Below are 26,730 nucleotides of genomic sequence, written 5' to 3' on the forward strand. Positions count from 1 at the left end.
CCCGGGATGACACGGAGGGTGGCAGCCCCGTCGCTCAACGCGAACGGATTTGAACCTCGCAAGAAGTGTTCTCGCAGAGGAGCGTTGAAGCGAGTCCTCAGCGCATCACCTGCCGAGAGGCCCGATGCATCTTCGCCCTGGCGTGATGCCGGTGCTTCACCCGCACCACCCGCGGCCGCGGCGCGATGCCGGGCTCGCCGTAATAGCCCGCCGGCGCGTAGCCGTCGCCCGGCGCTCCGTACTGGTAGCCGCGGACCGGCCGCATCGGGGCCTGGACCGCGTCGTAGGGACCGTGCCCGGTCCGGGCGCGGTAGGCCGCACCGGCGAAGTCGCCGGGGGTCGGCGGGGTGCCGGGCTGCGAGAAGCTGGTCTCGGGCCGGTAGGCCGGGCCCCAGCCGATCTCGTCGTCGCCGGCCGGGTCCCGGCCCGGGAAGCCGGTGACGTAGCCGACGCTCTGGGCGGCGGCCGGCACGGCTGCGGCGAGGGTGGCGAATCCGGCGAGGAGACCCGCCGCGAGGAAGCGTGCGCGCATGGACGTGTCCTTTCCGAATGTGGGGTCAGTAGGCCCGGCTGCCGAGGACGTAGTCGGCCATGCGGTGCGGGCGGTTGAGCGGGCCCTCGCTCACGCTGTCATTGTAGTAGCCGTATCCGGTCGGCCCGAAGGCACCGCCATTGGTGACGGCGGCGACCGGCACGGCGCGGATCGCCACAAGACCGGTGCGGCCGACCGGCAGCGGGCCGGCGACCAGGTCGGGCGAGACCTGCAGGACGGTGGGGCCGCTTGCTGCGCCGCGGTTGTAGATGTCCGGCTCTACGGCCGGCGGGCGCACCCGCACCGCGAGCGGCGACTGCGCCAGGGCCGGGCCGGATGCGACGGGGCCCGCGAGGCAGGCCAGGGCAGCGAGCGACGAGAGACGATGACGAACCACGCGGGGCATCCTCCGGTGACGGATGCCGGTCAACGCGCGGGGAGCGGCGCCCGGTTCCGGGGCGCGGCGTGCTGTCCTGGGTCGGGGCCCGAACCGGCCCCGTGATCAGCCCTTGGTGCGGACCACGACCTCGCGCTCGCGCCGCACCCGCTCGCACTCGGCCCAGTAGCCGTTGAGGAGCGCGGGGGTCGAGGAGCAGCGATAGGCGATGTCGGGGCTCGGGGCCGGGACGGGGTCGCGGGCGATGATCGGGTTCGGCGCGCAGGCGGCCGGCAGGGCGGCCGCGGCGGCGAGAACGACGAGCTTCAGCGAGCGACGCATCGGATACCCAGGGTGGAGCGAAACTTGACCGTACCCTGATGCGGGGCGGCCCCCGGATCAACCCGGGGCCGGGCGCGGGGGGCCACCGGGGGCGCGTTTGCGCCGCCCTGTCGCCCCCCGGCCACAAGTTCCGACCTCAGCCGACTTTCTGCATCGGCACGACGTTGTGCAGCGTGCGGTCGGCGTTGTCGAAGAAGCGGCGGATGTTGCGCGCGGCCTGGCGGATGCGCTGCTCGTTCTCGACCAGCGCGATGCGCACGTAATCGTCGCCGTGCTCGCCGAAGCCGATGCCCGGCGCCACCGCGACGTCGGCCTTCTCGACCAGCAGCTTCGAGAATTCGAGGCTGCCGAGGCTCCGGAAGCGCTCCGGGATCGGCACCCAGGCGAACATCGAGGCGGAGGGCACCGGGATGTCCCAGCCGGTCTTCTGGAACGCGTCGACCATCGCGTCGCGGCGGCGGCGATAGGTGGCGCGCATCTCGTGGATGCAATCCTCCGGGCCGTTGAGCGCGGCGGTGGCGGCGACCTGGATCGGCGTGAAGGCGCCGTAATCGAGGTAGGACTTCACCCGGGTCAGCGCCGCGAGCAGCCGCTCGTTGCCGACCGCGAAGCCCATCCGCCAGCCGGCCATCGAGAAGGTCTTGGACAGGGAGGTGAACTCGACCGCGACGTCGATCGCGCCCGGCACCTGCAGCACCGAGGGCGGCGGGTTGGCGTCGTCGAAGTAGACCTCGGCGTAGGCGAGGTCGGAGAGCAGGATCAGCTCGTGCTTCTTCGCGAAGGCCACGAGGTCGCGGTAGAAATCGAGGGAGGCGACGTAGGCCGTCGGGTTCGACGGGTAGCAGACGACGAGCGCCACGGGCTTCGGGATCGAGTGCTGCATCGCCCGCTCGGCCGCCGGGAAGAAGGCCGGGGTCGGCTCGGCCGGGACCGAGCGGATCACGCCGCCCGCCATCAGGAAGCCGAAGGCGTGGATCGGGTAGCTGGGGTTGGGCACCAGCACCACGTCGCCGGGCGCCGTGATGGCCTGCGCCATGTTGGCGAAGCCCTCCTTCGAGCCCAGCGTCGCCACGACCTGGGTGTCGGGGTTGAGCGCGACGCCGAAGCGGCGCTGGTAGTAGTGCGCCTGGGCGCGGCGCAGGCCAGCGATGCCCTTCGAGGCCGAGTAGCGGTCGGTGCGCGGCTTGCCGGCGGTCTCCACCAGCTTCTCGATCACGTGGCGGGGCGCCTCGAGGTCCGGGTTGCCCATGCCGAGATCGATGATGTCGGCGCCGTTGGCGCGGGCGGCGGCCTTGATCCGGTTGACCTGCTCGAAGACGTAGGGGGGCAGTCGCTTGATGCGATGAAAATCGGTCATGGCCGGGTCCTGGATCGGCGCCGCCGCTGCGACGCGCGTGTCACACACGCTGTCTAGAGGGGTTTCGGGAGAAGAGGAAGTTCGCGTGCTCGGCGTTGCGTCACTCGGCCGGCGGAACTTTGGGCGGAGCCGGCGGCTTGACGGCGCCGCCGACCTTGGCGGCGTCGCGGCCCTTGGCCTCGTTGCGCTGGCGGCTGGCATCGAGCTCGGCCTCGAGCTGCTTCACCCCGGCGGCCGACTTGGCGCGGGTTTCGCGAGGCGGGGCCGAGACGCCCACCGGCAGGAACTCGCCGCCCCCGCGGCGGGTCTCCTTCACGAAGTCGGGCGCCGCGACCTCCTTGGGGCCGAACCCGGCGGATTTCGCGGCGTCGCGGATGCCGGCCCCGTCGAGGACGCAGCCGCCGGCGGAGAGGCAGGCCGGGAGGATCGCCAAGAGGATTGCGGTACGGGCGGCGACGGGCGAAAGAGCGGGGAACGCGGGCATGACGTTTGGGAAACCTTGCGCGAGGGCACCGTGGCAGTGCGGAAACCCGGTCCGGTCATCTGGCGGAACCGGCGGTTTGCGACGATATTTTGTCGGAAAGGCGGCTTGCTGCGGCGGACCGTCGACATGAGGGAGGAGAACGCGCGTGACGTCTGAGAGGAGTACGGCGCCGGTTGCGGATGTGGAGGCCCTGTCGCGCAATGCGGGCCTGATGACCGAGCAGTTCAGCCGGGCGCTCGCCGCCTACGCCAAGCCCCTCGAGGAGGGCAAGCCGAGCACGGCGCTCGCCGAATCGGTGACCGAGGTGGTGCGCACGCTCGGCACCGTGGCCGAGAAGTGGTTCACCGATCCGCAGAAGGCGCTGGAGGCCCAGTCGCTGATCGGCGGCCAGTTCCTGGCCCTGTGGGGCTCGACGCTGCAGCGGATGCAGGGCGAGACGACGGTCACCCCCGTCGCCCTGCCCGATCCCAAGGACAAGCGCTTCGCCGCGCCGGAATGGACGACGAACCCGGTCTTCGACTTCCTGAAGCAGGGCTACCTGATCACCACCCGCTGGGCCGAGGTGCTGGTCGACGAGGCCGAGGGGCTCGATCCGCATACCCGCGCCAAGGCGCAGTTCTACGTCCGGCAGATCTCCGGCGCGATGTCGCCGTCGAACTTCCTCGCCACCAATCCGGAACTGATCCGCGAGACGTTCCGCGAGAACGGCGCCAACCTCGTGCGCGGCATGAAGATGCTGGCCGAGGACGTCGAGGCCGGCGGCGGCGAGTTGCGCGTGCGCCAGACCGACCAGGGCCAGTTCAAGGTCGGCGTCAACATGGCGAACACTCCCGGCGAGGTGGTGTTTCGCAACGACCTGATCGAGCTGATCCAGTACGCGCCGCAGACCGACACAGTGCTCAAGCGCCCGCTGCTGATCGTACCGCCGTGGATCAACAAGTACTACATCCTCGACCTGAACAAGGACAAGAGCTACATCGGCTGGGCGGTGAGCCAGGGCCTGACGGTGTTCGTGATCTCCTGGGTCAATCCGGACGCGCGCCACGCCAGCAAGGATTTCGAGAGCTACATGCGCGAGGGCATCTTCGCGGCACTGGAGGCGATCGAGAAGGCGACCGGCGAGCGCCAGGTCTCGGCGGTGGGCTACTGCGTCGGCGGCACGCTGCTCGCCGTGAGCCTGGCCTACATGGCGGCGGTCGGCGACGACCGCATCGCCAGCGCCACCTTCCTGACCACCCAGGTCGACTTCACCCATGCCGGCGACCTGAAGGTCTTCGTCGACGAGGCGCAGATCCGCTCCATCGAATCCGGCATGCAGAGCCGCGGCTACCTCGAAGGCGCCAAGATGGCCAACGCCTTCAACATGCTGCGGCCGAACGACCTGATCTGGCCCTACGTCGTCAACAACTACCTGAAGGGCAAGGCGCCGCTGCCCTTCGACCTCTTGTACTGGAACTCCGACGCGACCCGGATGCCAGCCGCCAACCACTCGTTCTACCTGCGCAACTGCTACCTCGACAACAAGCTGTCGCGCGGCGAGATGATGCTCGGCAACGTGCGCCTCGACCTCGGCAAGGTGACGATCCCGGTCTTCAACCTGGCGACGCGGGAGGACCACATCGCCCCGGCCCTCTCGGTCTTCGAGGGCTGCCGCGCCTTCGGCGGCTCCGTCGACTACGTCTTGGCGGGGTCGGGCCACATCGCCGGCGTCGTCAACCCGCCGGCCAAGCCCAAATACGGGTACTGGACCGGCGGTCCCGCCTACGGCTCGCTCCAGGACTGGATCTCGGCCGCGACCGAGCACAAGGGCTCGTGGTGGCCGTACTGGCTCTCCTGGCTCGAGTACCAGAATTCCGAGCGTGTGCCGGCGCGCCAGCCCGGCGGCGGTGTGCTGCCGTCGCTCGGCGCGGCGCCGGGGACCTACGTGCTCGAGAAGGCGTGAGATGACGAAAAGCCCCCGGGGCGGTGTCCCGGGGGCTCTTTTCCAGAGCGGTGCTGAAGATCATACTATTACTCCTTGCTCTCCTCGCGAAACAGCGCTTCGAGCAAGGCGACATCATCCTCCACATCCTCGCTTCCGCGGAAGCGGGAGTATTCGATGTGTCCGTCCTCGAACACATCGATCTCAATCCGCTCGCCGACCAAGGTGGCCGTAACCATGATGCTGTCGTCGCGGTGGCGATCCAGACGGTAGTGTATCCGCTCCCGTTCGAGCAGGCGTATCACGCGGTAGAGTTCGTGGGTCATGGCTGCCGCGATTGTCGATGTCGGCACAGGGTCGTCCAAATCGGGTCGCGACCAACCTCTCCCATCACCAGGACGACCGGCTTTCGACCCTAGCCGAGAGCTGCGCGCCGCGCCTGCTCAGCTTCGTCCTCCAGGTCCCGTCTCAGGCGGGCTATCTGCCGCTCCTGGACCCGGACCGCGACGTAGGCGACGCCGACCGCGACGAAGGGGACGATCAGGGCGAGGACCGCGTACTCGTTCATGGGATGAGCCCTCTGAGAGCGCGTCGTGCCAGGTAATGTAGGAGCGCGGAGCCCCCAAGCCAACAGGAGACGATGACTGCCAGAAACCACCACGGGACCTGGTTCAGGCCGCTCACTCCGAAGAGCCAGCCGGTTACAGGCGTAGCTGCGCCGACTGTGAAACACGCTGTCGATGCTCGGTCGAGATTGTTCGCAAACAGCTTGGCGGTTTCGTTGATGACGAGCTTGCGATTGTCGGGGATTGGGGTCGGCGGGAGAGTCATCATGGTCGCCCATCGGATTCTGGCGACGCGCTTGAACCGCTCAGCAGTCGGAAACCCATTCGATATGTCATTCCGGGCTCCGTTGCGCGGCCCCGGAATGACCTGCAATGTGGAAGCGCCATCGAGAGGGGCAGTCCACTGCCCCTCGAAGGGCGCCTTCCCCTCAGTACTTCCGCACCAGCGGCACCGGGATCGGCGCCGGGGCCGGGGGGTTGTCCCAGCGGTACTTCAGGCCGACCGAGACGATGTCGGCGCTGGCATCCGAAGTCGCCAGGAAGGCGAGCGGCGCGGTGTAGAGCGGCTCGCCCGGCACGATCGCGATCCGGTTGCGGCCGCCGACCGAGAACAGGTGCTGGTAGGAGACGTCGAACTGGATCTTCTCGCTGTAGCGATAGCTGGCGCCGACCGAGGCGAAGTAGCGGTCGCCGTCGGGCAGGCGGGTCGAGCGGTTCGAGAGGTCGATCGGCGACTGCTCGTAGGCGAAGCCGAGGCGGCCGGTCCATTGCGGGGTGAAGTCGTACTCGGCGCCGACCGAGTAGTAGAACCCGTTCTTGTAGTTCAGCGGCAACGCCGTCACCGGCCGGCCGAGCGCCAGCGAGACGATCGCCGGCGAGCCGATCCGGGTCCAGTTGTCCCACTCGAAGCCGAAATTCAGGCGGAAGTCCTGGGTGATCGCCTGGGTCAGGCCCACCGAGACCTTCTCGGGGGTGTTGAGCGAGGCGCGGACCTGGCCGATGCCGAAGGCCGAGCCCTCGATCTGGTGGTTGATCGAGGAGCGGTAGCCGACGCCGACCGTGGTGCCCTCCGAGAGGCGCGCCACCACACCGGCGGTGAAGCCCCAGCCCCAGTCGTCGCCCTTGAGGAACGCCGTGTTCGCGCCTGGGGTGATGCCGGTGGCCTGGCGGAGCGTCAGCTTGAAGTATTCGAGCACCGGCCCGGCCGCGATCGACAGCCAGTCATTGACCTTGTAGCCGATCACCGGGTTGAAGTTCAGCGAGAAGATCTTCGACGACCGGCTGTAGGTCTGGCCGGCCCAGACCGGGTTCGGCTTGGTGATGAGACCGAACGGCGCGGCGCCGGAGAGGCCGATGAACAGCCGGTCGCTGAGCTGGTAGTTCGTGTAGGTCGCCGGCAGCACCGCCGCCTGGCCAATATCGCCCGAATTGCCGAGCCCGATCAGCGGCGGGAAAGTGCCGGTCGTGGGCGTGATGGTGGCCGAGGGCGCCACCAGGGTGGCGTTGAAGTCCGAGTTCCAGCCCGGCTTCATCGTGACGACGGCCGGGTTCCAGAACATCGACGACAGGCCGCCGGAGCCGGCCGCCGCGCCCGCGAAGGCGAGGCCCATCGCCTGGGCGCTCTGCTCGCGCAGCCCGAACGCCGCCGCCTGCGCCGACCCGTTGGCCCCCGCCAGCAGCATCAGCGATGCGCCGGCCAGCAGCGCCGCCCTCCTCGAACCCGTCATGACGTTACCCCAGACCCCGAAGTTCCGTGCCGCGCGGCTCTATGGACGCCCACAGCTTGGGCGGGATGATGCGGCAGCAGGCAGCTTTCAGGCAATCCCGGGGGCGGGGCCAGGATCTATCAGACCAAAACGAGTAAGAGCGCGCAATTCTTGCTCAAGATCGCATCATCGCAGTCGAGATTGGGAATTCGATCTTCATACCGGGCGCTTTCCTGTAGAGGCAAAGATGGAATCGAACGGCCCCGCCCGCCGCGCCGACACGGTTTCGCCCCAGATGTGACGAAACTGCAACGGGCGAAGCCGCCTCCGGGCGGGCTCGCCGGCTTGCGGCGGCCCGGCGCCGGCGCCAATGTCCCGGCCTGCGTGGATCTGGAGCACGGCCCGATCGCGTTGCGATCGGCAGCGCCCTCGGTCTTCGGCTCCAGATCTTTGACTGTGTGGCATTGTCTGCGACGAACCGGTTTCCACTTCGTCGAAGAATGCTTTGGGGAGACGACCAATGAAGCTTGTACGCTGGGGCGAGAACGGGGCGGAGAAGCCGGGCCTCGTCGACGGAGGCGGCGCGATCCGCGACCTGTCCGGGGTGATCCGCGACGTCGCCGGCCCGTTCCTCGCCGCCGACACCCTCCAGACCCTGCGCGGCATCGACCCCGCGACCCTGCCCGAGGTGCCGGCCGGCACGCGGCTGGGGCCGTGCGTCGGCCATGTGCGCAACTTCATCGCCATCGGCCTCAACTACGCCGACCATGCCGCCGAGACCGGTTCGCCGATCCCGGCCGAGCCGATCCTGTTCAACAAGGCGCCGTCCTGCATCGTCGGCCCGAACGACGACGTCATCCTGCCCAAGGGCTCGGCCAAGACCGACTGGGAGGTCGAGCTCGCCATCGTGATCGGCAAGCGCGCGTCCTACGTCCACGCCAACGAGGCGCTGGACTACGTCGCGGGCTACTGCGTCTGCCACGACGTGTCCGAGCGCGAGTTCCAGCTCGAGCGCGGCGGCACCTGGACCAAGGGCAAGGGCTGCCCGACCTTCGGTCCCCTCGGCCCCTGGCTCGTCACCCCGGACGAGATCGCCGACGTGCAGAATCTCGGCATGTGGCTCGACGTGAACGGCGAGCGGATGCAGACCGGCTCGACCCGCACGATGATCTTCGACTGCCGGCAGATCGTCTCCTACCTGTCGCACTTCATGCTGCTCGAGCCCGGCGACGTCATCACCACCGGCACGCCGCCCGGCGTCGGCATGGGCATGAAGCCGGCCCGCTTCCTGAAATCCGGCGACGTCGTCACCCTCGGGATCGAGTCCCTGGGCGAGCAGCGCCAGACGGTCGTGGCCTTCGACGACTGGACCGCCAAGGTGGCGGCCGGCCAGCCGACCAACTGAGGCGCGACGGCCCGCGGGTTTCCGTCCCGCGGGCTCCCACCCGGAGGGCAAAGCCATGGACGTGCTCGTCGTCGACGACCACCCGATCGTGCTGCAGGGCTGCCGCCGGGTGCTGGAGGATGCCGGCGTCGGGACCGTGCACGAGGCCACCGGCATCGCCGCGGGCTATCGCCGCTTCCGCCGCCACCGGCCCGACCTCGTGGTCGCCGACCTGACCTTCCAGGGCGCCTCGCTCAGCGGCCTGGCGTTGATCCGCCGGATCCGCGCGGTGGCCCCGGACACCCGCATCCTGGTCTTCAGCATGCACGACGACCCGGAGATTGCGGTCCGGGCCCTGGAGAGCGGGGCGGCCGGCTACGTGCTGAAGGACACCGCCTCGTCGGAGCTGCACCTCGCCTTCGAGCGCGTGCGGGACGGCGGCACCTACGTCGCGCCCTCGCTCGCCGCCGAGGTCGACCGCCTGCGGCGCGAGGCGCCGGCCGCCCCTCCCCTCACCCCGCGCGAGCGGCAGATCCTGGCCCGCCTCGGCGCCGGGCGCTCGCACGGGGCGATCGCCGAGGAGCTGGGGCTCAGCTACAAGACCATCGCCAATGCCTGCACGCAGCTGCGCCGCAAGCTCGGCGCCCGCACCCTCGCCGACCTGATCCGCATCGCCCTGCGCGAGGCGGGGCGGAACCCCTGATCCCCGCAGGCCGACTTCTCCGGACCTTGGCCGTACGATGGCAGGCGGCGCGGCACCGCCGATCGCGGGCCTTCCTTGCGAAAACAGTTAACCGATGTAAACCGTGCTTAACGAAGAAACAAACATCTCCGAGTATACGCTAGAATATCTTTATTTTCACTGCTCCATAATGTCGCCTTCTTCGGTTTTATGTTGCACCGCGTCAAGCAACAAAACGGGAATGCGAAATGGTTTCGAAGGCAAAGCTGGCGATCCTCGGCCTCGCAGCAGCGGGCGCCGTCGGAGTGACGTTACAAGCCAGCACGCCCGCCGAAGCCCAGTCCGGCCGTGCCTCCTGGTACGGACCCGGATTTCAGGGCCGGCGCACTGCGAATGGCGAGCGCTTCAACACGCACGCCTTCACGGCGGCTCACCGCCGCCTTCCCTTCGGCACCCGGGTCCGGGTCACCAACACGTCGAACGGCCGCTCGGTCGTGGTGCGCATCAACGATCGCGGTCCCTTCGTCGGCGGCCGGGTGATCGACCTGTCCCAGGCCTCCGCCCGGGCGATCGGGATCGCGGGCGTCGCCCGCGTGCGCCTCAGCCGCCTCTGAGCGGCGCTCCGGCTCTCGCTCCACGGGTCGTCGCGGCGAAGTGGATCCCGACGTCCCGCGATCCTGCGTCGCCATCCGGCGTGATTCGGACTCCGGAAGAAATCTTCTGGAAATAGTCTGCGGCGAAGACGATACTCGGTCCGTCCAGTCCCGGCGCCGCCTCGTCTTGGAAGCGGTGCGGTCCGGGACGGGTCGAGCCGCTCGTGCGACAGTCGAGACGGGCGTCCCGGCGCCGGTCGCGGCTTTCGCCGATGGTCACATCTCGGATTCGACCGCAGCGGACGCGTCGGCGCGGCCTTTTTTCGGTCGTGAGGCGTGCGCGCACGGCCAAGGTACCCTATTGCGGCCGGGATCGTCGGGCAGGCTGCCGCCTTCCCCCCGATCCCCGCCTTCCCCTCACCCTCCCGGAGAGACGTCGTGCTCCTGCGCTCCACCCTCATCCTCGTCCTGACCACCGGCGCCGCCCTCGCCCAGCCGGCCCACGCCCAATCGGCGATGGTCGATCGCGCAGTGCTGAAGCAGTACTGCACCGGCGATTACCTGACCTATTGCGGCAACCTCTCGCCGGACGGGCCCGAGGTGCAGGCCTGCTTCCGCCACAACAAGTCCAAGCTGTCGCCGGACTGCCAAGCCGCGATCAGCAGCTACATGAAGGCGCAGCGCAAGGGCTGACGACCGGCGGGCCCTCCCTCACGGGAGGGCGGCCCGTCCCCGCGCCGACCGAGCGGAGCCCCGGACACACGGTCCGAGGCCGATCAACCGCCTTCCATAATATCGTGCCCAACTTATTAGCTCGATCCATGATTTTCGCTTGCCGCGGCGGCGCGTCCGCGGGTGACGCGGCAAATCGCGACAGGGCCTTCATGCCACGCTTGGCCGGTGCCGCCGCTGCTCCATCTCCGCCAGCACGCGATATCCGCTCTCGAGCATGGCGCGCCGCCCGCCGGACCCTGTGACAATACCCCGAAACGACAGATGGTCTTGCTTCGTTAGTCTTTGCATCGATCAAAAATTCCGCTAGGAAGTAGGCTTATTTTCACATCATATCTTTAAGAAAAATGCCGTTTTTCTTCATTATTGAATAAGAATTCGGGAGCACGGTCTCCGGTACGTGCTGCGAGAGACCGACCCCTTGTCCTTCCTCCAATCGAGCCATGCCGCCCTGCTCGCGGCCGTCGACCGGTCGCAGGGCCGGATCGAGTTCGACCCGGCCGGGATGATCCTGGACGCGAATGCCTGCTTCCTGGAACTGACCGGCTACACCCTGGCCGAGCTCCAGGGCCGGCATCACAGCCTGCTGATGCCGCCGGGCGAGCGCGACGGCCCGGACTACGCGGCGTTCTGGCAAGGCCTGCGGGAGGGCCGGTTCGAGACAAGGGAATTCCGCCGGATCGCCAAGGACGGGCGCTCGATCTGGATCCAGGCCTCCTACAATCCGGTGCTCGACCGGCGCGGCCGCGTGGTGCGGATCGTGAAGCTCGCCTCCGACATCACCGCCCGCAAGGAGCGCGACGCCTACCTGCTCGGACAGATCGAGGCCCTCGACCGCTCGCAGGCGGTGATCCACTTCACGCCCGACGGGATCATCACCGAGGCCAACGCCATCTTCCTCGACGCGATGGGATATGCCCAGGACGAGGTGGTGGGGCGCCATCACGGCCTGTTCGTCGCCGAGGCCGAGCGGACGAGCGCTGCTTACGCGGCGTTCTGGCGGGGGCTGGCCGCCGGCCGCCATCAGGCCGGCGAGTTCCACCGCGTCGCCAAGGGCGGCCGCGACGTGTGGATCTTCGGCGCCTACCACCCGGTGCTCGGCCTCGACGGCAAGCCCTGCGCGGTGGTGAAGTTCGCCACCGACATCACCCAGCAGGTGCTCGACCGCCAGCGCCGGAGCGTCGGCCAGCGGACGATCGAGGCGGACATCGCGGCGATCACGGTCGCGGTCTCGGAGGTCTCGGCCCAGGCCCGCGCCACCAGCGAGCAGACGGCCCAGACCTCCGGCAACGTCGAGGCGGTGGCCGCCGGCACCGAGGAATTCGCCGCCTCGATCGCCGAGCTCAGCCGCCACGCCGAGGATGCCCGCGCCGCCTCCGACGCGGCGGTGCGGAAGGCGCAGGATGCGGGCGGCATCGTGGCGAGCCTGACCCAGGCCGCCGACCGGATCGGCGAGGCGGTGTCGCTGATCCGCTCCATCGCCGACCAGACCAACCTCCTCGCGCTCAACGCCACCATCGAGGCGGCCCGGGCCGGTCAGGCCGGGCGCGGCTTCGCGGTGGTCGCCGCCGAGGTCAAGGCGCTGGCCGGCCAGTCGGCCCGGGCGACGCAGGAGATCGGCACGCAGATCGACGCCGTGCAGGGCGCGACCTCCGAGGCGGTCACGGCGATCGCGGCGATCGTCACGGCGATCGGCACCGTCAGCGAGATCTCGGTCGGGGTCTCGACCGCCATCACCCAGCAGGCCGCGGTGACCCGCGACATGTCGGCCAACATGCAGAACGCCGCCCACAGCATCGCCTCGGTGCGGCGGAACATGGAGCGGATCACGGGTTCGGCCGACGAGGTCGACGGCTCGATCCGCAAGGTGTCCCAGGCGGCGCGGGCGCTGCTCTGATACGAATTCCGGAAGATCCCTTCCGGAATTCGTATCACCAGCCCGCGCGGCGACTGAGCGAAGCCGAAATCCGCATTGCGAAAGCGATCCGACGGGATCGCCTGAAGCAATCAATCGGATTTCGTATGACTTCGCTCAGGCGCTGAGCCCGAGGAGCACCACCAGGGCGATCCCGAGGGCGAGGCACGAGGCTGCGGCGAACAGGACGGGCATCTTCGGGCCTCCAGGGGAGCGGCGACGGTCCGGCCGTGCTAGCGCCGGAGTGAGGCCGCTCCGTGACGGTGGGGCAGGACGCTCGGCCGCGATCCGGTCGCCACGGGCGACACGGCGGCCTCACGCGGGCCCACCCGACCCGCCTCGCGCGCGCGGACGGCCCGACTCGCCCCGCGAGGCATGTTCCTGTAGTATGGGTGTTCGCGCAAGCAAGGAGAGCCATGCATCTCGTCGTGACGGCCCACACCCCGGACGGGCACCTTTCGTACCAGCGCTCCTCACCGGAGGCGGCCTTGGAGAAGGCGGACGAACTCGCGGCGGACGGCCACGAGTGGATCGTGATCACCGACATCACCGGCCGCCACTACGAGCCCGGCGAGTTCGACGACCTATTCGTGCATCCGGGCCGGTGAGGGGACGAGGGCGGACCATCCGACCGGACCCGCCGATCGGCGTAAGCGCCGCCCCCGAAATGCGGTCGGGCTCCTCCGACTCGACAAGGTTGCTCCGCCCCCGACCCATGGTCTGATGACGGCTGAGTGCACCTCACGAGACTCCCGCCGCACCGACGCCGCCACAGCGCGCGACGCCGGCGACCGGGAGTCTCGCGAGAGACACTGCAGCGTGGAGGACCGCAGGGTGCGGTCGCCCCGCGCCGGCTGACCTCCCGCGACACGCGCGCAGCCGAGACGTGCAACCGGGACCGGCCAGCCAGGGTCGGCCATGCCGAAGGGTCGGACATGCCGAGCGTCGACGTCATCATTCCCTGCTATCGCTACGCGGATTTCCTCGCCGAGAGCGTCGGCAGCGTCCTCGCCACCGAGGATTGCGACGTCCGCGTCCTGATCCTCGACGACGCCTCGCCCGACCACACGCCCGAGGTGGCGAGCGCCCTGTGCCGGGCCGATTCCCGGGTGGAATACGTCCGGCACGCGACCAACCACGGCCACATCGCGACCTACAACGAGGGCCTGGCCTGGGCGCGGGCGGAGTGTCTGCTCCTGCTCTCGGCGGACGATTTCGTCACGCCCGGGGCCTTGTCGCGGGCCGCGCACCTGATGCAGGCGCGGCCGGAGCTGAGCCTGGTCTACGGCCCCTATCTCAGCGTCGAGGAGGACAAGCCCCGCCCGGAGATGCCGCCGGCCGATCGCGAGGCCGCCCACACGGTCTACGACACGCGGCAGTTCTTCGCGCTCAACCGCTTCATCAACCCGATCCACACCTCGACCGCCGTGGTGCGCACCGCGATCCAGCACCGGGTCGGCGGCTACAAGGCGGAGCTGACCCATTCGGGCGACCAGGAGATGTGGCTGCGGCTCGCCCTGCACGGTTCGGTCGCCCGGATCGACCGGCCGCAGGGCGTCTGGCGCCAGCACGGCAGCAACATGTCGTCGTTCTACTACGAGCAGATGCTGCGCGACATCGACCAGCGCAAGCTGATGTTCGACACCGTCTTCGGCTATCCCGAGGCCGCGCGGGTCGCCGACATGGAGGCGCCGATGCGCCTCGGGCTCGCCATGGCGGCGGTGCGGCACGCCAGCCAGCCCTTTGACCGGGGCGACGCCGCGGGCGCCCGCCACATGATGGCACATGCCGCCGGCCTCAGCCCGGCGGTCCGCCGCACCCGGCTGTGGTGGCTGCAGGCCGCCAAGCTGGCGATGGGCCCGCGCGCCTGGCAGGCTGTGCGCCCGGTCGTCACGAAGCGGCTCGGCCTGTCGCTCGGGCGCTTCGTCGCCCCGATCGAGCGTCCGGACGCTGTGTAGGGCGGGCGCGGCGGGTGGCCGCTTGGACGGGGTTTTCCCGTCCGCGGCGTTGGTCCGGGTCTTTGGAGACGGAGCCTGGAATCCGGACCGCCGAGTTTCCGAAGCCGGCCTGATCATTCTCGACCGATTTTAAACCCACAGCGTCCGTCCGGGGCCGCGCAGCGGAGCCCGGACGGACGCCGAGGGCTTCAAGAGCCGGACGGCATCGCGACGGATCCCGGGCGCGAAAAACCCCGACCTGTCCGCCTCACGCAGCGCCGAGCGCGTCGCGCCGGACCGGCGGCCGCGTGCGGATGGGGAAGGGAATGATCTGGCAGCGGCTCTCCGGCTCCGCGGCGGCGTCGCGCCGGCGGGCCGAGCGCTCGACCGCGGAGGCGATCGCCAGCTTCGCGCGCGGGGAATAGCCGCGACGGCGCAGCCAAGCCGGGATCGGGGAGACGCTTCTCTTCGACATAGTCCGTGTGCCGTTGCAGGGTGGGCGACGGCGTTAGTTCAAACATGGATGCCGGACCCGGGAAACGCCGCTGCGTCCCAATCTCTTGTCCCAGAATCCCAACGCGCGGGCGTCGATCTTGAAGGCCGGCGCGGCGGTCCGACGTCGATAGGCCGCCCTCCGTGATGGGACTCGCCGGGCGAGTCGCGGCCGGTGCCGCCTCCACCCTTCGCCGTAGCTCCTCTTCCCCTGACGGCCGGTGGCCGGTGGCCGGAAGGCGCGGCTCTCTGGCGGGAGCCCGCCTGCTAATCAGGAGCCGGACACGGCGCGGCCTCCCGCGCCCCAGCCGGGACTCCCGCCCATGGCCTCCTACCCTCTTCCCGCCGTCTCCGTGGTGATCCCGCTGTTCCAGAAGGCGGACGTGATCGGCCAGACGATCGAGGCGGTGCTCCGGCAGACCTACCCGCTATTCGAGCTGATCGTCGTCGACGACGGCTCGACCGATGGCGGCGGCGACGTCGTCGCGGCGTTCACGGACAGCCGGATCCGCCTGATCCGCCAGGCCAATGGCGGCGCGTCGGCGGCGCGCAACCGGGGCGTCGCCGCGGCCCGGGGCGACTGGATCGCCTTCCTCGACGCCGACGACCTCTGGGCCGGCCGGCACCTCGAGAACCTGATGGCGGCGGCCTCCCGGGGGGATGCGGTGGCGGTCTTCGCCAACCACCTGCTGGCCAGCCGCTCCGCGCCGGTGATGAAGGCCGATGTGCCCGACCAGCGCGTCGACGATCCCTTCGCCTTCGTGCTCGCGACCTACCCCTACGCGGTGCATCCGAGCAGCCTCCTGGTGGAGCGGGCCGCGCTGATCCGGGCCGGCCTGTTTCCAGTCGGCGCCGTGATGGGCGAGGACACCGACACCTGGTGCCGCCTCGCCTTCGAGGGCCCGTTCCGCTACGTCGCCGAGCCGACGGCGGTGTACCGCGACGGCCATCCGACCAGCGCGCTCGCCGGGCAGATGCGCCGCCGCCCGCTGCCGCCGCCCTTCGACCGGACGCTCACCGCGCTCCTGCGCCACGGCACGGTGCCGCGCCACCTCGTGCGCTCCGCCGGGCGCTACCGCAACTTCCTGATGCTCGAATACGCCCGCCAGCTCCTCGACAGCGGCGATGCGGACGCCGCGCGCGACACCTTACGGCGCCATTGCCGCCTCGCCGACGATCCTCTGCGCTACGCCCGTCGCTTCCTGCGCACGTGGTCGTTCGGGCACCGGCTCTACGCGCTGTCGCGGCAATGGGTGCCGTCGCGTTGAGGGCGGGCTCCCCTACCCCTCCGGCCGCGCCAGCACCCCGCCGGTGATCGCCTGGCTCACGCCGGTCGTCGACGGGAAGGTGATCGGCAGACCCTCCACCGAGCGCACCGCGAGGTAGGCGAAGGCCTGGGCTTCCAGGAAGGCGGAAGACCAGCCGATCGCGTCCGCCGTCGTGATCTCGGCACGCAGGTAATAGTTGAGCTGGCGCAGCAACTCGCCGTTGCGGGCCCCGCCGCCGGCGACGATCCAGCGGGTCGGCGGGTCGGAGGCGTGGTCGAGGGCGCGGGCGACCGCCCGGGCGGTGAAGGCGGTGAGCGTCGCGGCGCCGTCCTCGGTCGAGAGCTGGCCGGCGAGCTTGTGCGAGAACCAGTTCCGGTCGAGCGACTTCGGCGGCCGGCGCGAGAAGAACGGGTGGATCAAGAGCCAGGCCAGCAGCGGCTCGTCGGGCCGGCCGCGAGCCGCCGTGCGGCCGTTGTCGTCCAGCGCGTGGCCGGTGCGCTCGCGCATCCAGTCGTCGATGAGCGCGTTGCCGGGGCCGGTATCGAAGGCGAGGATTTTCCCGTCGCGGGCGATCAGGGTGGCGTTGGCGACCCCTCCGATATTGAGGATGCCGAGGCTGTCGGCGAAGCCCGAGGCCTGGGCGAGCGCACGGTGGAAGACCGGCACCAGCGGCGCCCCCTGCCCGCCCGCCTCGATGTCGGCGTTGCGCAGGTCCGACACGACCTTGATGCCGAGGCGGCGGCTCAGCGCCTGGCCGTCGCCGATCTGCACGCTCATCTTCTGGTCGGGCCGGTGCACCACGGTCTGGCCGTGGAAGCCGATCACGTCGATGTCGGCGGCGCTCAAGCCGTTCTCGGCCAAGAAGTTCTCGACTGCCTCGGCGTGGAGGCGCGTCACCAGGTCCTCGGCCTGTCCCAGGCAGCCCGGGCGCTCGCTGCGCTCGGTCACGGCCTCGGCGTCGATGAGCGCCTGGCGCAGCAGCGCCCGGTCGTCGTCGGAATAGGCGCGGTAGCCCGTCGGCCCCAGCGGTTCGAGGTAGCCGTTGTGGCTGCGCTCGACCCGGATCGTCTCGCCGTCGGTCTCGATCAGCGCGACGTCGACGCCGTCGAGGGAGGTGCCGCTCATCAGCCCGATCGCGCGCCGCATCGCCATTCCGATTAGCCCCCGTGCCTTTCGGGGCCGGCTTTGCTATGGACCGACCCGTTCCGAATCCGACGGAGCTAGCATGGCGGCGCCGCGCTGTCGCGCCGCCGCCCCAGGCAGATTGCCATCACGAGACCGATCGAGAGTTCCATGGCCGCGCCCACCGACTTCGCGCCGCGTTCCGACTTCCTCCGCGTCCTCCTGGAGCGCGGCTACGTCCACCAATGCTCCGATTTCGCGGGCGTGGACGAGGCCGCCCGCGAGGGCCGGCTGACGGCCTATGTCGGCTACGATTGCACGGCGCCGTCGCTGCATATCGGCCACCTGCTCTCGATCATGATGCTGCACTGGCTCCAGGCGACCGGCGGCAAGCCGGTGGCGCTGATGGGCGGCGGCACCACGCGGGTCGGCGATCCGTCGGGCCGCGACGAGAGCCGCAAGATCCTGACCCTCGACCAGATCGAGGCCAACAAGACCGAGATCGGCAAGACCTTCTCGCGCTTCCTCGATTTCAAGGCCGCGTCCAACGCCGCGCTCATGGCCGACAACGCCGAGTGGCTGACGACGCTCAACTACATCGAGATGCTGCGCGAGATCGGCCGGCACTTCTCGGTCAATCGGATGCTGTCGATGGACAGCGTGCGGCTGCGGCTGGAGCGCGACCAGGAGCTGTCGTTCCTGGAATTCAACTACATGATCCTGCAGGCCTACGACTTCGTCGAGCTGAACCGCCGCTACGGCGTGACGCTGCAGATGGGCGGCTCGGACCAGTGGGGCAACATCGTCACCGGCATCGACCTCGGCCGGCGCCTCGGCACGCCCCAGCTCCACGCCCTGACCTGCCCGCTGATGACCACGGCGTCCGGCGCCAAGATGGGCAAGACGGCGTCCGGCGCGGTCTGGCTCAACCCGGACATGCTGAGCCCGTACGATTACTGGCAGTTCTGGCGCAACACCGAGGACGCGGATGTCGGCCGCTTCCTGCGCCTGTTCACCCTGATGCCCCTCGACGAGGTGGCGCGGCTCGAGGGCCTCGGCGGCCAGGAGATCAACGAGGCCAAGAAGGTGCTCGCCACCGAGGCCTGCGCCCTGCTGCACGGCCGCGAGGCGGCGGAAGGAGCCGCCGAGACGGCGCGGCGCACCTTCGAGGAGGGGGCGCTGGCGCAGAGCCTGCCCACCGTCGAGGTGTCGCGCGCGGCGATCGAGGCGGGGCTCGGCGTGCTCTCGGCCTTCGGGCCGGATCACGCGGCGCTGGTGCCCTCGACCAGCGAGGCCCGGCGGCAGGTGAAGAGCGGCGGGCTCAAGGTCAACGACGCGCCCGTCACCGACGAGCGCGCGGTGATCGGCGCCGGCGACGTCACCCCGGAGGGCGTGGTGAAGCTGTCCTTCGGGCGCAAGAAGCACGTGCTGTTGCGAGTGGTGTAGGGCAGCGCCGGGATCCCCGCACAGGCCCAAGAATATCGAGAGAAGGCGCGGGTGTTCCTCTCTCCACGGGCGCAGGGCCGTCCGGGGAACAATCTGCTGTGGGTGCATGCCCTGCCACGCCGGAGGTGATCCGGGAAGCGTCCGGTTGTCGAGACACGAACATCCAGGCAGGACATGTACCCCAGCGATACCCGCTTCGCCCAGGTGCTGGAAGGGCTCGATCGCCAGCAGATGCCCGGAGGGCCGCCCGCCCTGGCGCCGACGCCGACGCCAAGTGCTTCTTCCCCTGGGATCACCCGCTGGCGCTGATCTTCGCCGAGTCAAGCGGCACCTGGCGATCCGTCGCTTCCTGGGCAGCAGCGTGGAGGCTGTGCGCCGGCAACTGGTCGCGGCGATGATCACCTTCTCGCAGCTGCGCCGCCACTGACCGCGTTCCGATCCAGCGCCTGGTCGACCTGCTGCGACAGGGCTTGTTCGAGCCGCAGACAAGGGCCGAGGTCCGCGCCTTGCTCGATCCAGGACACCCATCGACCAAGCGTCGCAGGAGACACGGGCATGCCTCCTGACTTCCCCGGACAGACCTGCGTAGAGGGTGCGGGTTCACGCGCACGACCCCCATGAGCCGAATTCTCTACCGCGCCTCCGCCGCCGCCGGCGGCTCGCGCTCGACCGTGCGGAAACCCTCCAGCTCGCCGAGATAGCTCCTCGCCCACCAATCCACGTCCTCGCGCGCCATGCGCTCGAACATCGGCTTCCAGCGCTCGACGCGCTCGGCCTTGGGCATGTAGAGGGCGGCGCGGATCGCTTCCGCCACCTCGAACCGGTCGTAGGGATTGACCAGCAAAGCCTCGGGCAGCTGCCGGGCCGCGCCGGCGAATTTCGACAGGACCAGCACGCCCGGATCGTCCTCGCTCTGGGCGGCGACGTATTCCTTGGCGACGAGGTTCATGCCGTCGCGCATCGGCGTGACGACGCCGACCCGCGCCGCGCGGTAGAGCCCGGCCAGCACGGCGCGGGGATAGGCCTTGGTGACGTACTGGATCGGCGTCCAGGACGGCTCGCCCAGCGACCCGTTGATGTTGCCGAGCACCTCGTTCACGTCGCGACTGAGCTGCTCGTATTCCGGCACCTCGGTGCGCGACTTCGGGGCGATCTGCAAGAAGACGACGTTGCCGCGCTGGTCGGGATTCGAGGCGAAGAAGCGCTCGACCGCCTCCATGCGCTCGGGCACGCCCTTCGAGTAGTCGAGCCGGTCGACGCCGATGAGGAGCTTGCGGGTGCGCAGGCCCGCCACCGTGTCGCGCACGGTGCGGTTCATGCCGGCGCGCTCGGCCGCCTGGCGGAAGCCGTCGACGTCGATGCCGATCGGGAAGCTGCGGATGCGGGTGCGGCGCCCGTCGACCATCAGCGAGCCGCCGCCGAGGGGGATCGCCCGCAGCTCGTCGACGAGGTTGCGCGACAGGTTGTGGACGTCGCTGTCGGTCTGGAGGCCGATCAGGTCGTAGTCGGAGACCGCGCGCAGGAGCTCGGTCGAGGCCGGCAGGGTGTTGAACACCTCGCCCGACGGCCACGGGATGTGGTGGAAATAGCCGATCGGGTTCGAGACCCCGAGGCCCCGGAGCTCGGAGGCGAGCGGGATCAGGTGGTAGTCGTGGACCCAGATCAGGTCGCCGGGCTCGATCAGCCCGGCGAGCGCCTGGGCGAAGATCCGGTTGACGCGCTGGTAGCCGGCATAGTCGGCCCGGGAGAACGCCGCCAGGCCGAGGCGGTAATGCATGATCGGCCAGAGCGCCCGGTTGGCGAAGCCGCTGTAATACTCGCGGTGGTCCTGGGGCGAGAGATCCATCACCGCATACTGCACCCTCCCCCGGTCGGCGATGACCGGCTCGGAGGACGGGTTGTCGGTGATCTTGCCGCTCCAGCCGAACCACAGCCCCTTGTAGGCGGTGAACGCCTCCTTGAGGGCGACGGCGAGCCCGCCGGCCGCGACCGCCTTGGAGCCCGATTCCGGGACGGCGACGCGATTCGACACGATGATGAGGCGTGACACGGCGGGCATGGACTCCGGCTGCACGGACCTAGAGCATTTTCCGACGACGTGGGCACCTTGTTCGTCGAGGAAATGCGGCAAAATTGTAGACCCTGACCCCCTTTCCGACCGCGTGCCGGTCGGAGGGAGGCCCGGTGGGGCGGGAACGTCGCCTTCGTCCATCCGCCCCCGGGAGACGAAACGCACCGGCAGCAAGCGCGATCCGCACGAAATGGTCAACCCTTTCGGCGAATCGGGCGGGGTTCGTACCCGTCCGGGCTGTGCCCGGCGCTCCACAGGAATCCCGCCGCGATTCCTCCTTGGATGAGGCCGGAACCGGGCGCCTTGGCTGCTGTTACCCGCAATATCGTCGCATGTGGTCGGCGCGGTGGCCGGTCCGGCCTGCCGGCCGCGCCACCGAGAACGGAGTTGCCTGATGAGCGCGGGTTACGAGAACGGACAGCACCGGACCGGTGAGGAGCGCCCGGCGGATTGGAACAACCTGCGGTCGGACGTGCGCCAGCTCGGCGACGTCGCGATGGAGCGCGGCTTCAGCCTGGTCGAGTCGGCGCGCGAGCAGGTCCACGGCTACGTCGACCGGCGCAAGGGCGACGCCGCCCAGTCGGTCTCCGACCTCGCCCAGGCCCTACGCGATTCCGGCGGCAAGCTCGACCAGCAGCCGAACGTGAAGGCGTTCTTCGACAGCGCCGCCGACGGCCTGGAGCAGCTCTCCGGCTCGATCCGCGAGCGCAGCTTCGAGGATTTCTACGGCGAGATCGAGTCGGTCGCCCGGCGCCGGCCGGCGGCCGTCGCGGTGGCGACCTTCCTGACCGGCTTCCTCGCCGCCCGATTCATCCGCGCCTCGGCCCACCCGGCCCACGTCCTCGACGGCCGCGAGGCCTTCGCGCGCGGACCCGAAATCGGAGCGGACCGGGCGCGCGGCACCTCCTACGATCCCTACGCCGCGCGCCACCGGGACGTGCCGGGCGCCCACAGCGAGCCGGAGACCGCCCGGCCCGATCCCTACCGGACCGGCGCGTCCGGCCCGCGCTACTCCGCCTGACGGGAGGAGCCGCGATGGCCGATTCCACTGACGGCCGCCCGATCGGCGGCACCGGAGCCCCCGGGAGCATCCAGGGGCTCCTCGGCGATGCCCTGCGCGAGACCACCGACCTCGCCCGCAAGGAGATCGCCCTCTTCCGCACCGAGATGTCGAACAACCTGAGGTCGCTGTTCCTCGGGCTCGGCATGATGGTGGGGGCGGCGGTCTTCGCCGTCGTCGCCCTCCTGGTGCTCACCGACGCCCTGGTGAAATGGCTCGCCACGGTGGTGCAGTCCGAGGCGCTCGCCGCCCTGATCGTCGGGGCGGTGTTCCTGGCCATCGGCATCGGGCTCGCCCTGTGGGGTCGCAGCGCCATGTCCCTGTCCACGCTGACGCCGACCCGCACGACGCGCCAGGTGCGCCAGGATGCGAGGGTCCTGTCCGAGAGGGTGTCGGGATGACCCAGTCGATCAACGAGCTCGAGCACGACATCGAGGAGACCCGGGCCCGGCTCGACCGGACCATCGACCAGATCCAGGGCCGGCTCTCGCCGGCCAGCATCGTCGACGAGATGCTCGGCACGGTGCGCCAGAACCCGTCGATGAGCGGCCTCTACGACGGGGCGCTGGCGGCGGTGCGGCGCAACCCCGTCCCGGTCATGCTGATCGTCGCCGGGGTGGGCTGGCTGATCCACCGCGTCGCCCGGGATACGCAGCGCCGTCAGCACCTCGACGCCACGATGAACGGGGCGGAGGCCGTGCCGGTGCTGAACACCGGGACCGCCCGGGTCTACGACCCCGACCGGCCGACCGCCCACCCGGCCGCAGACCGCGTCGCCAGCGGCATGCGGATGTAAGGCGGCGCCGGTCCCAGGGGCCGGCGCCCCTCTCGAACCTTCGATTGGTCGCAGGCTCCGACGGCTCAAGCCCCGCCGTCGCCAGGCCTGCCAGGGAGTATCCGAGTCATGGCAGAGCACACCATCAACCCGGCCAATCCGGGCGCGCCCTCGGCCCACACCCCCGCCACCGGGCCCGAGCGCAACCTGCACCAGGACCACGACACCGTCCGCCAGAACCTCGACGCCGCGCAATCCGCGGCGCACGACGCCGGCCACACGGTGAAGGACACCCTGAAGGACGCTGCCGCCGGGGCCTCCGAGCGCGTGAGCGACACCGCCTCGGTTATCGGCGAGCGGATCAGCCAGACCGCCGACCAGCTGCGCGCCAAGGCCGACGCTGCGGCCGACCGGCTGCGGCAGGGCGCCAACGAGGCGGTCGACCGCGCCTACGCCCAGGCGAGCCAGGCCTACGGCGCCGTCGGCGGCCGCAGCGCGGAGACCCTGGACCGCGCCCGCGACTGGGCCAGCGACCGGATCGAGACCGGCTCGCAGCGCTACGCCGACCTGCGCGACCGCGGCAGCGAGCGGCTGGCGCAGGGCCAGAACGCCGTCGAGCGCTTCGTCACCGAGAACCCGGTGCTGGTCGGCGTCGTCGGCCTCGCCGCCGGCATGCTGCTGGGCGCGCTGCTGCCGCGCACCCGCCAGGAGGACCGGACGGTCGGCCCCTACGCCGACGAGGTCCGCGACCAGGGCCTGCGCTACGCCCGCGAGGCGACCGAGCGCGGCCGCCAGTTCGTCGAGACCGCCCTCGACCAGGCCCAGGACGCCGCGGTCGCGGCCGCCAACGCCGCCTCGGACGAGCTGCGCAAGAACCAGCCGGGCCAGAACCCGACCGGGACCGGCGAGCCGGGCCGGCAGACGCACTGATCCCGGCACGACCGGACGCGACGGGCCGGCCCCTCGGGGCCGGCCTTTTTCTTGGGTGGTCCCCTACGTCCCATCGGTATCGCGTGGACCCGCGCCGGCTCGCGCCGCGTTGTCGGCCATGATCTCCGCCGCTTCCTCCCCCCGCCTCGGCTTCTGCTGCAAGTTCATTCCGGACGAGCCGCCCGGCCGGCACAAGACCCTGAAGGCGGCGAAGGACGCCGCGATGGTGATGAACGTCACCACGGTGACGATCGCGCATCTGCGCAAGCTCGATCCTTCCGCGGCGCGCGAGAAGCTCGTCGCGGTGGTGACGCACAACCTCGCGGCGATGGGGCGCCAGGTCGCCTGGGTGGCGGCGCGGCCGCCGCTGGAGCGGCTGCTCCGCCTCGCGAGCTCGATCCTGCCGGGCTACACCCACCCGGAGGTGCGCGACCTCTACGCCGACCCGGACTTCCGCCGCGCCATCGAGGCGGGGCTCGCGGCGGTCGGCGAGGCGGCGCGGGCGGGCGGGGTCCGGCTCAGCATGCATCCGGGCCCGTTCTGCATCCTGGCGAGCCGCAACCCGGCGGCGCTCGAAAACGGCATCGCCGAGCTCGACTACCACGCCGAGGTGATGGCGATGATGGGCTATGGCGGCGGCTGGCACCCGCACGGCGCCCACGTCAACATCCATGTCGGCGCCCGCGACCCCGGGGTCGACGCGTTCCGCGAGAACCTGTCGCGCGTCTCGCAGGTCGCCCGCGACCTCGTCACGGTCGAGAACGACGAATCGGCCTTCGGCCTCGACGAGGTCCTGCGCCTCGCCGACCGGGTGCCGGTGGTGCTCGACCTGCACCACCACTGGATCCAGAGCCGCGGCGACTACATCGAGCCGGACGATCCACGCATCGCCCGGGTGATCGAATCCTGGCGCGGGGTGCGCCCGGTCGGCCATGTCAGCGTCTCGCGCGAGGACGTGCTGCCCGGCCACGACGCCGACGCCCTGCCGGACTTCGCCGCGCTCACCGGGGCGGGCCTCAACGGCCGCGACCTCGCCGCGCATTCCGACATGATGTGGAACCGGGCGCTCAACGACCTGGTCGCCCGCCACCTCGCCTGGTGCGACATCGAGGTCGAGGCCAAGCTCAAGAACCTCGCCTCGACCGGGCTGGCGCTGCATGTCGGCCCCGGCCTCCTCGGCATGGCGCCGGCCGCGGTCGCGGCGGAGTAAGGGGTCTCGACGCCCTCGCCTCCCGGCTGTAACGGTGCGGCATGAGATCGGCCGATTGCGACATCCTCGTCGTCCCGGGCTACACCAATTCCGGGCCCGACCACTGGCAGAGCCGCTGGCAGGAGCGGCTCTCGACCGCCCGCCGGGTGCACCAGGAGAGCTGGGACCACCCCGAGCCGGAGGCCTGGCGCGACGCGGTGATCGCGGCGGTGCAGGCCGCGAGCCGGCCGGCGGTGCTGGTCGCCCACAGCCTGGGCGTGATCTCCTGCGTGCAGGCGGCGCCCTACCTGCCCCCGGGCAGCGTCGCCGGCGCCTTCCTGGTCGCGCTGCCGGACGTCGAGCGGCCGGACACGCCGGCGGGTTTGCGCGCCTTCGCGCCGATCCCCCGCGCGCGCCTGCCCTTCCGGTCGGTCCTGGTGACGAGCCGCACCGACCCCTACACGGCGTACGACCGCGCCGAAGACTTCGCCGCCGCCTGGGGGGCCGAGCTCGTCGATGCGGGCGAGTCGGGACACCTGAATTCCGAGAGCGGGCACGGGCCCTGGCCGGAGGGGCTGATGCGCTTCGCCGGCTTCCTGCGCGGCCTGTAGAGCCGCCCGTGGCATCCTATCTCGACATGGTCGAGCCGGTGACGGCGGCGACCTTCCGCGAGGCCGACTACCTCGCGGCCAACCCGGACCTCCACCTTGCCGTGCGCGAGGGGCGGCTCGCCAGCGGCCGGGCGCATTTCGAGCGTCACGGTCTTCGCCAGGGCCGGCGCCAGAGCCGCCTGCCCGAGGGGCTGGACGCGATGCGGGCGGACAAGCTCGCGCGGCTGGCGCCGCTGATGCGGGACGACCTGTCCCATCGCCGCGTCGGCGAGAAGTACGACTACCTGAGCGACGAGCTGCGCGCCCTGTCGGGCGCCGAGGACAGCCCGAACGTCTCGCAGAACGCCTATGACGGCCACGTCCAGGAGCTGATCGCGGCTCACCCCGACGGCCTGATCCTCGATTGCGGCGCCGGCCGGCGCGACCGCTACTACGCCAACGTCGTCAACCTCGAGATCGCCGATTACGACACGACCGACGTGCTCGGCATCGGCGAGGTGCTGCCGTTCCGCGATGCCAGCTTCGACGGGGTGATCTCGATCGCGGTACTGGAGCACGTCCGCGATCCCTTCGCCTGCGCCCGCGAGATCGCCCGGGTGCTCAAGCCCGGCGGGCGGCTGGTCTGCGCGGTGCCGTTCCTGCAGCCGCTGCACGGCTACCCGCACCATTACTACAACATGACAGGCGAGGGCCTGCGCAACCTGTTCTCCGACAAGCTCGCCATCGACCACCAATACGTCCCGGCCTCGCTATTGCCGATCTGGAGCCTGACCTGGATCATCCAGTCCTGGGCCGCCGGCCTGCCGCCGGACGTGCGCAAGCGCTTCCTGTCGCGCCGCCTCTCCGACTTCACCGCCGACCCGCTCTCGCTCCTCCAGGAGCCCTACGTGACGCAGCTCGGAGATCAGAAGAACATGGAGCTGGCGAGCGGCACCTACCTGTTCGCGCACAAGGAGTAGCGCGCGCGGCATCGACGTGGGGCGCCTGTCGGCGCCGCTTCCGTCCCTCCGCAGCCTCCGAGCGAGGAAAACGCCGGCGTCCCGCCCGCCGCAGCCGCCCTTCGACGAGGAGCGCGCTGCTCTCAAGGTCCGCCTCGCAGAGGACGTGATGGGCATCCGCCATTCCAGGCTCGACGAGCAGCCCGTCGCGGAGGCCGACAGCCGCTCCCACCGGCCCCTGGGCGGTCGGCCGGACGACCATCCCGGGCTCAGCCGTTTCGGATTCTGAGCGGGGCGCCGG

Annotated in this window: 28 protein-coding genes; 17 read left to right on the plus strand and 11 right to left on the minus strand. The window is 70.3% G+C overall.

The features are described 5' to 3' along the window. Nucleotides 1-97 precede the first annotated feature (97 nt). The 5 genes from BM430_RS35300 to BM430_RS16675 form a co-directional block, all read right to left on the minus strand. On the minus strand, nucleotides 98-532 hold the full coding sequence (locus BM430_RS35300; RefSeq protein WP_244539516.1) for a hypothetical protein: 435 nt from the start codon (nucleotides 530-532) through the stop codon (nucleotides 98-100). A gap of 25 nt (nucleotides 533-557) precedes the next feature. Next, nucleotides 558-929 carry a hypothetical protein gene (locus BM430_RS16660; protein ID WP_244539517.1) on the minus strand — a complete coding sequence of 124 codons (372 nt, stop codon included), beginning with the start codon at nucleotides 927-929 and terminating at the stop codon, nucleotides 558-560. Nucleotides 930-1,034: 105 nt separating this feature from the next. Next, the gene (locus BM430_RS16665; protein WP_093568367.1) at nucleotides 1,035-1,250 is read right to left on the minus strand and encodes a hypothetical protein; all 216 of its coding nucleotides are present in this window, start codon (nucleotides 1,248-1,250) and stop codon (nucleotides 1,035-1,037) included. Nucleotides 1,251-1,386: 136 nt separating this feature from the next. Next, nucleotides 1,387-2,607: an LL-diaminopimelate aminotransferase gene (locus BM430_RS16670; RefSeq protein WP_093568368.1), complete on the minus strand. Its 1,221-nt coding sequence runs from the start codon at nucleotides 2,605-2,607 to the stop codon at nucleotides 1,387-1,389. Between the two features lie 100 nt (nucleotides 2,608-2,707). Continuing rightward, the gene (locus BM430_RS16675; RefSeq protein WP_093568369.1) at nucleotides 2,708-3,091 is read right to left on the minus strand and encodes a hypothetical protein; all 384 of its coding nucleotides are present in this window, start codon (nucleotides 3,089-3,091) and stop codon (nucleotides 2,708-2,710) included. Nucleotides 3,092-3,302: 211 nt separating this feature from the next. Between BM430_RS16675 and phaC the strand changes: the two genes are divergently transcribed. Then, nucleotides 3,303-5,033 carry a class I poly(R)-hydroxyalkanoic acid synthase gene (phaC, locus tag BM430_RS16680; protein WP_177303084.1) on the plus strand — a complete coding sequence of 577 codons (1,731 nt, stop codon included), beginning with the start codon at nucleotides 3,303-3,305 and terminating at the stop codon, nucleotides 5,031-5,033. Between the two features lie 68 nt (nucleotides 5,034-5,101). Here the strand turns inward: phaC and BM430_RS16685 are convergent, their stop codons facing one another. From BM430_RS16685 to BM430_RS16695, 3 genes are all read right to left on the minus strand, one after another. Continuing rightward, nucleotides 5,102-5,338 (minus strand): hypothetical protein, encoded by a 237-nt coding sequence (locus tag BM430_RS16685; protein ID WP_093568371.1) that lies wholly within the window; start codon nucleotides 5,336-5,338, stop codon nucleotides 5,102-5,104. Nucleotides 5,339-5,427: 89 nt separating this feature from the next. Continuing rightward, nucleotides 5,428-5,580, minus strand: coding sequence for a hypothetical protein (locus tag BM430_RS34775; protein ID WP_177303079.1), 153 nt, complete (start codon nucleotides 5,578-5,580; stop codon nucleotides 5,428-5,430). 426 nt (nucleotides 5,581-6,006) lie between these two features. Next, a complete protein-coding gene (locus BM430_RS16695; RefSeq protein WP_093568373.1) occupies nucleotides 6,007-7,305 on the minus strand; it encodes an OmpP1/FadL family transporter in 1,299 nt (432 codons plus the stop codon). A 499-nt stretch (nucleotides 7,306-7,804) separates the two neighbouring features. On the opposite strand from BM430_RS16695, the gene BM430_RS16700 reads away from it, so the two are divergent. From BM430_RS16700 to BM430_RS16730, 7 genes are all read left to right on the plus strand, one after another. Then, entirely contained in the window at nucleotides 7,805-8,689 is an 885-nt protein-coding gene (locus BM430_RS16700; RefSeq protein ID WP_093568374.1) for a fumarylacetoacetate hydrolase family protein, read from the plus strand. Nucleotides 8,690-8,744: 55 nt separating this feature from the next. Further along, the gene (locus BM430_RS16705) at nucleotides 8,745-9,371 is read left to right on the plus strand and encodes a response regulator (RefSeq protein ID WP_093568375.1); all 627 of its coding nucleotides are present in this window, start codon (nucleotides 8,745-8,747) and stop codon (nucleotides 9,369-9,371) included. Between the two features lie 227 nt (nucleotides 9,372-9,598). Continuing rightward, nucleotides 9,599-9,964, plus strand: coding sequence for a septal ring lytic transglycosylase RlpA family protein (locus tag BM430_RS16710; protein ID WP_093568376.1), 366 nt, complete (start codon nucleotides 9,599-9,601; stop codon nucleotides 9,962-9,964). 417 nt (nucleotides 9,965-10,381) lie between these two features. Next, complete coding sequence (locus BM430_RS16715; RefSeq protein WP_093568377.1) at nucleotides 10,382-10,636, plus strand: hypothetical protein; 255 nt, start codon at nucleotides 10,382-10,384, stop codon at nucleotides 10,634-10,636. 460 nt (nucleotides 10,637-11,096) lie between these two features. Beyond that, complete coding sequence (locus BM430_RS16720) at nucleotides 11,097-12,572, plus strand: methyl-accepting chemotaxis protein (protein ID WP_093568378.1); 1,476 nt, start codon at nucleotides 11,097-11,099, stop codon at nucleotides 12,570-12,572. Nucleotides 12,573-13,006: 434 nt separating this feature from the next. Next, entirely contained in the window at nucleotides 13,007-13,198 is a 192-nt protein-coding gene (locus BM430_RS16725) for a hypothetical protein (protein WP_093568379.1), read from the plus strand. A gap of 327 nt (nucleotides 13,199-13,525) precedes the next feature. Further along, nucleotides 13,526-14,548: a glycosyltransferase family 2 protein gene (locus BM430_RS16730; RefSeq protein WP_093568380.1), complete on the plus strand. Its 1,023-nt coding sequence runs from the start codon at nucleotides 13,526-13,528 to the stop codon at nucleotides 14,546-14,548. Between the two features lie 247 nt (nucleotides 14,549-14,795). Here the strand turns inward: BM430_RS16730 and BM430_RS16735 are convergent, their stop codons facing one another. After that, a complete protein-coding gene (locus tag BM430_RS16735; RefSeq protein WP_093568381.1) occupies nucleotides 14,796-15,002 on the minus strand; it encodes a hypothetical protein in 207 nt (68 codons plus the stop codon). 340 nt (nucleotides 15,003-15,342) lie between these two features. Here BM430_RS16735 and BM430_RS16740 point away from each other — a divergent pair, with 340 nt between their 5' ends. Beyond that, nucleotides 15,343-16,287 (plus strand): glycosyltransferase family 2 protein, encoded by a 945-nt coding sequence (locus tag BM430_RS16740; RefSeq protein ID WP_093568382.1) that lies wholly within the window; start codon nucleotides 15,343-15,345, stop codon nucleotides 16,285-16,287. 12 nt (nucleotides 16,288-16,299) lie between these two features. Here the strand turns inward: BM430_RS16740 and BM430_RS16745 are convergent, their stop codons facing one another. Continuing rightward, nucleotides 16,300-17,439, minus strand: coding sequence for an anhydro-N-acetylmuramic acid kinase (locus BM430_RS16745; protein WP_177303080.1), 1,140 nt, complete (start codon nucleotides 17,437-17,439; stop codon nucleotides 16,300-16,302). Nucleotides 17,440-17,580: 141 nt separating this feature from the next. Here BM430_RS16745 and tyrS point away from each other — a divergent pair, with 141 nt between their 5' ends. Next, nucleotides 17,581-18,855, plus strand: a complete 1,275-nt coding sequence (tyrS, locus tag BM430_RS16750) for a tyrosine--tRNA ligase (RefSeq protein ID WP_093568383.1) — start codon at nucleotides 17,581-17,583, stop codon at nucleotides 18,853-18,855. A gap of 631 nt (nucleotides 18,856-19,486) precedes the next feature. Here tyrS and BM430_RS16755 read toward each other — a convergent pair. Next, nucleotides 19,487-20,905 (minus strand): alpha,alpha-trehalose-phosphate synthase (UDP-forming), encoded by a 1,419-nt coding sequence (locus BM430_RS16755; protein WP_093568457.1) that lies wholly within the window; start codon nucleotides 20,903-20,905, stop codon nucleotides 19,487-19,489. A 415-nt stretch (nucleotides 20,906-21,320) separates the two neighbouring features. Between BM430_RS16755 and BM430_RS16760 the strand changes: the two genes are divergently transcribed. From BM430_RS16760 to BM430_RS16790, 7 genes are all read left to right on the plus strand, one after another. Beyond that, nucleotides 21,321-21,947 carry a vWA domain-containing protein gene (locus tag BM430_RS16760; protein WP_244539518.1) on the plus strand — a complete coding sequence of 209 codons (627 nt, stop codon included), beginning with the start codon at nucleotides 21,321-21,323 and terminating at the stop codon, nucleotides 21,945-21,947. 14 nt (nucleotides 21,948-21,961) lie between these two features. Continuing rightward, nucleotides 21,962-22,387: a phage holin family protein gene (locus BM430_RS16765; protein ID WP_093568384.1), complete on the plus strand. Its 426-nt coding sequence runs from the start codon at nucleotides 21,962-21,964 to the stop codon at nucleotides 22,385-22,387. Beyond that, nucleotides 22,384-22,782 (plus strand): DUF3618 domain-containing protein, encoded by a 399-nt coding sequence (locus BM430_RS16770; protein ID WP_093568385.1) that lies wholly within the window; start codon nucleotides 22,384-22,386, stop codon nucleotides 22,780-22,782. Before BM430_RS16765 ends, BM430_RS16770 begins: the two co-directional genes overlap by 4 nt. Before the next feature lie 108 nt (nucleotides 22,783-22,890). Continuing rightward, a complete protein-coding gene (locus BM430_RS16775) occupies nucleotides 22,891-23,691 on the plus strand; it encodes a hypothetical protein (protein ID WP_093568386.1) in 801 nt (266 codons plus the stop codon). 118 nt (nucleotides 23,692-23,809) lie between these two features. Then, entirely contained in the window at nucleotides 23,810-24,901 is a 1,092-nt protein-coding gene (locus BM430_RS16780; protein WP_093568387.1) for an apurinic/apyrimidinic endonuclease family protein, read from the plus strand. Nucleotides 24,902-24,942: 41 nt separating this feature from the next. Beyond that, nucleotides 24,943-25,491: an RBBP9/YdeN family alpha/beta hydrolase gene (locus tag BM430_RS16785; RefSeq protein WP_093568388.1), complete on the plus strand. Its 549-nt coding sequence runs from the start codon at nucleotides 24,943-24,945 to the stop codon at nucleotides 25,489-25,491. 8 nt (nucleotides 25,492-25,499) lie between these two features. Then, complete coding sequence (locus tag BM430_RS16790) at nucleotides 25,500-26,450, plus strand: class I SAM-dependent methyltransferase (protein ID WP_093568389.1); 951 nt, start codon at nucleotides 25,500-25,502, stop codon at nucleotides 26,448-26,450. Nucleotides 26,451-26,730 lie beyond the last annotated feature (280 nt).

Origin of the sequence: Methylobacterium sp. 174MFSha1.1 (assembly GCF_900116815.1) — a bacterium.
GTDB lineage: Bacteria > Pseudomonadota > Alphaproteobacteria > Rhizobiales > Beijerinckiaceae > Methylobacterium.

What these genes read in the sequence shown, in the direction of transcription:
- BM430_RS16700 (WP_093568374.1), top strand. Translation starts at nt 7,805, where the DNA reads ATGAAGCTTGTACGCTGGGGCGAGAACGGGGCGGAGAAGCCGGGCCTC.
- BM430_RS16685 (WP_093568371.1), bottom strand. Translation starts at nt 5,338, where the DNA reads ATGACCCACGAACTCTACCGCGTGATACGCCTGCTCGAACGGGAGCGG.
- BM430_RS16705 (WP_093568375.1), top strand. Translation starts at nt 8,745, where the DNA reads ATGGACGTGCTCGTCGTCGACGACCACCCGATCGTGCTGCAGGGCTGC.
- BM430_RS35300 (WP_244539516.1), bottom strand. Translation starts at nt 532, where the DNA reads ATGCGCGCACGCTTCCTCGCGGCGGGTCTCCTCGCCGGATTCGCCACC.
- phaC (WP_177303084.1), top strand. Translation starts at nt 3,303, where the DNA reads ATGACCGAGCAGTTCAGCCGGGCGCTCGCCGCCTACGCCAAGCCCCTC.
- BM430_RS16725 (WP_093568379.1), top strand. Translation starts at nt 13,007, where the DNA reads ATGCATCTCGTCGTGACGGCCCACACCCCGGACGGGCACCTTTCGTAC.
- BM430_RS16670 (WP_093568368.1), bottom strand. Translation starts at nt 2,607, where the DNA reads ATGACCGATTTTCATCGCATCAAGCGACTGCCCCCCTACGTCTTCGAG.
- BM430_RS16745 (WP_177303080.1), bottom strand. Translation starts at nt 17,439, where the DNA reads ATGGCGATGCGGCGCGCGATCGGGCTGATGAGCGGCACCTCCCTCGAC.
- BM430_RS16775 (WP_093568386.1), top strand. Translation starts at nt 22,891, where the DNA reads ATGGCAGAGCACACCATCAACCCGGCCAATCCGGGCGCGCCCTCGGCC.
- BM430_RS16730 (WP_093568380.1), top strand. Translation starts at nt 13,526, where the DNA reads ATGCCGAGCGTCGACGTCATCATTCCCTGCTATCGCTACGCGGATTTC.
- BM430_RS16780 (WP_093568387.1), top strand. Translation starts at nt 23,810, where the DNA reads ATGATCTCCGCCGCTTCCTCCCCCCGCCTCGGCTTCTGCTGCAAGTTC.
- BM430_RS16760 (WP_244539518.1), top strand. Translation starts at nt 21,321, where the DNA reads ATGAGCGCGGGTTACGAGAACGGACAGCACCGGACCGGTGAGGAGCGC.
- BM430_RS16765 (WP_093568384.1), top strand. Translation starts at nt 21,962, where the DNA reads ATGGCCGATTCCACTGACGGCCGCCCGATCGGCGGCACCGGAGCCCCC.
- BM430_RS16695 (WP_093568373.1), bottom strand. Translation starts at nt 7,305, where the DNA reads ATGACGGGTTCGAGGAGGGCGGCGCTGCTGGCCGGCGCATCGCTGATG.
- BM430_RS16785 (WP_093568388.1), top strand. Translation starts at nt 24,943, where the DNA reads ATGAGATCGGCCGATTGCGACATCCTCGTCGTCCCGGGCTACACCAAT.
- BM430_RS16710 (WP_093568376.1), top strand. Translation starts at nt 9,599, where the DNA reads ATGGTTTCGAAGGCAAAGCTGGCGATCCTCGGCCTCGCAGCAGCGGGC.
- BM430_RS16675 (WP_093568369.1), bottom strand. Translation starts at nt 3,091, where the DNA reads ATGCCCGCGTTCCCCGCTCTTTCGCCCGTCGCCGCCCGTACCGCAATC.
- BM430_RS16770 (WP_093568385.1), top strand. Translation starts at nt 22,384, where the DNA reads ATGACCCAGTCGATCAACGAGCTCGAGCACGACATCGAGGAGACCCGG.
- BM430_RS34775 (WP_177303079.1), bottom strand. Translation starts at nt 5,580, where the DNA reads ATGAACGAGTACGCGGTCCTCGCCCTGATCGTCCCCTTCGTCGCGGTC.
- tyrS (WP_093568383.1), top strand. Translation starts at nt 17,581, where the DNA reads ATGGCCGCGCCCACCGACTTCGCGCCGCGTTCCGACTTCCTCCGCGTC.
- BM430_RS16665 (WP_093568367.1), bottom strand. Translation starts at nt 1,250, where the DNA reads ATGCGTCGCTCGCTGAAGCTCGTCGTTCTCGCCGCCGCGGCCGCCCTG.
- BM430_RS16735 (WP_093568381.1), bottom strand. Translation starts at nt 15,002, where the DNA reads ATGTCGAAGAGAAGCGTCTCCCCGATCCCGGCTTGGCTGCGCCGTCGC.
- BM430_RS16740 (WP_093568382.1), top strand. Translation starts at nt 15,343, where the DNA reads ATGGCCTCCTACCCTCTTCCCGCCGTCTCCGTGGTGATCCCGCTGTTC.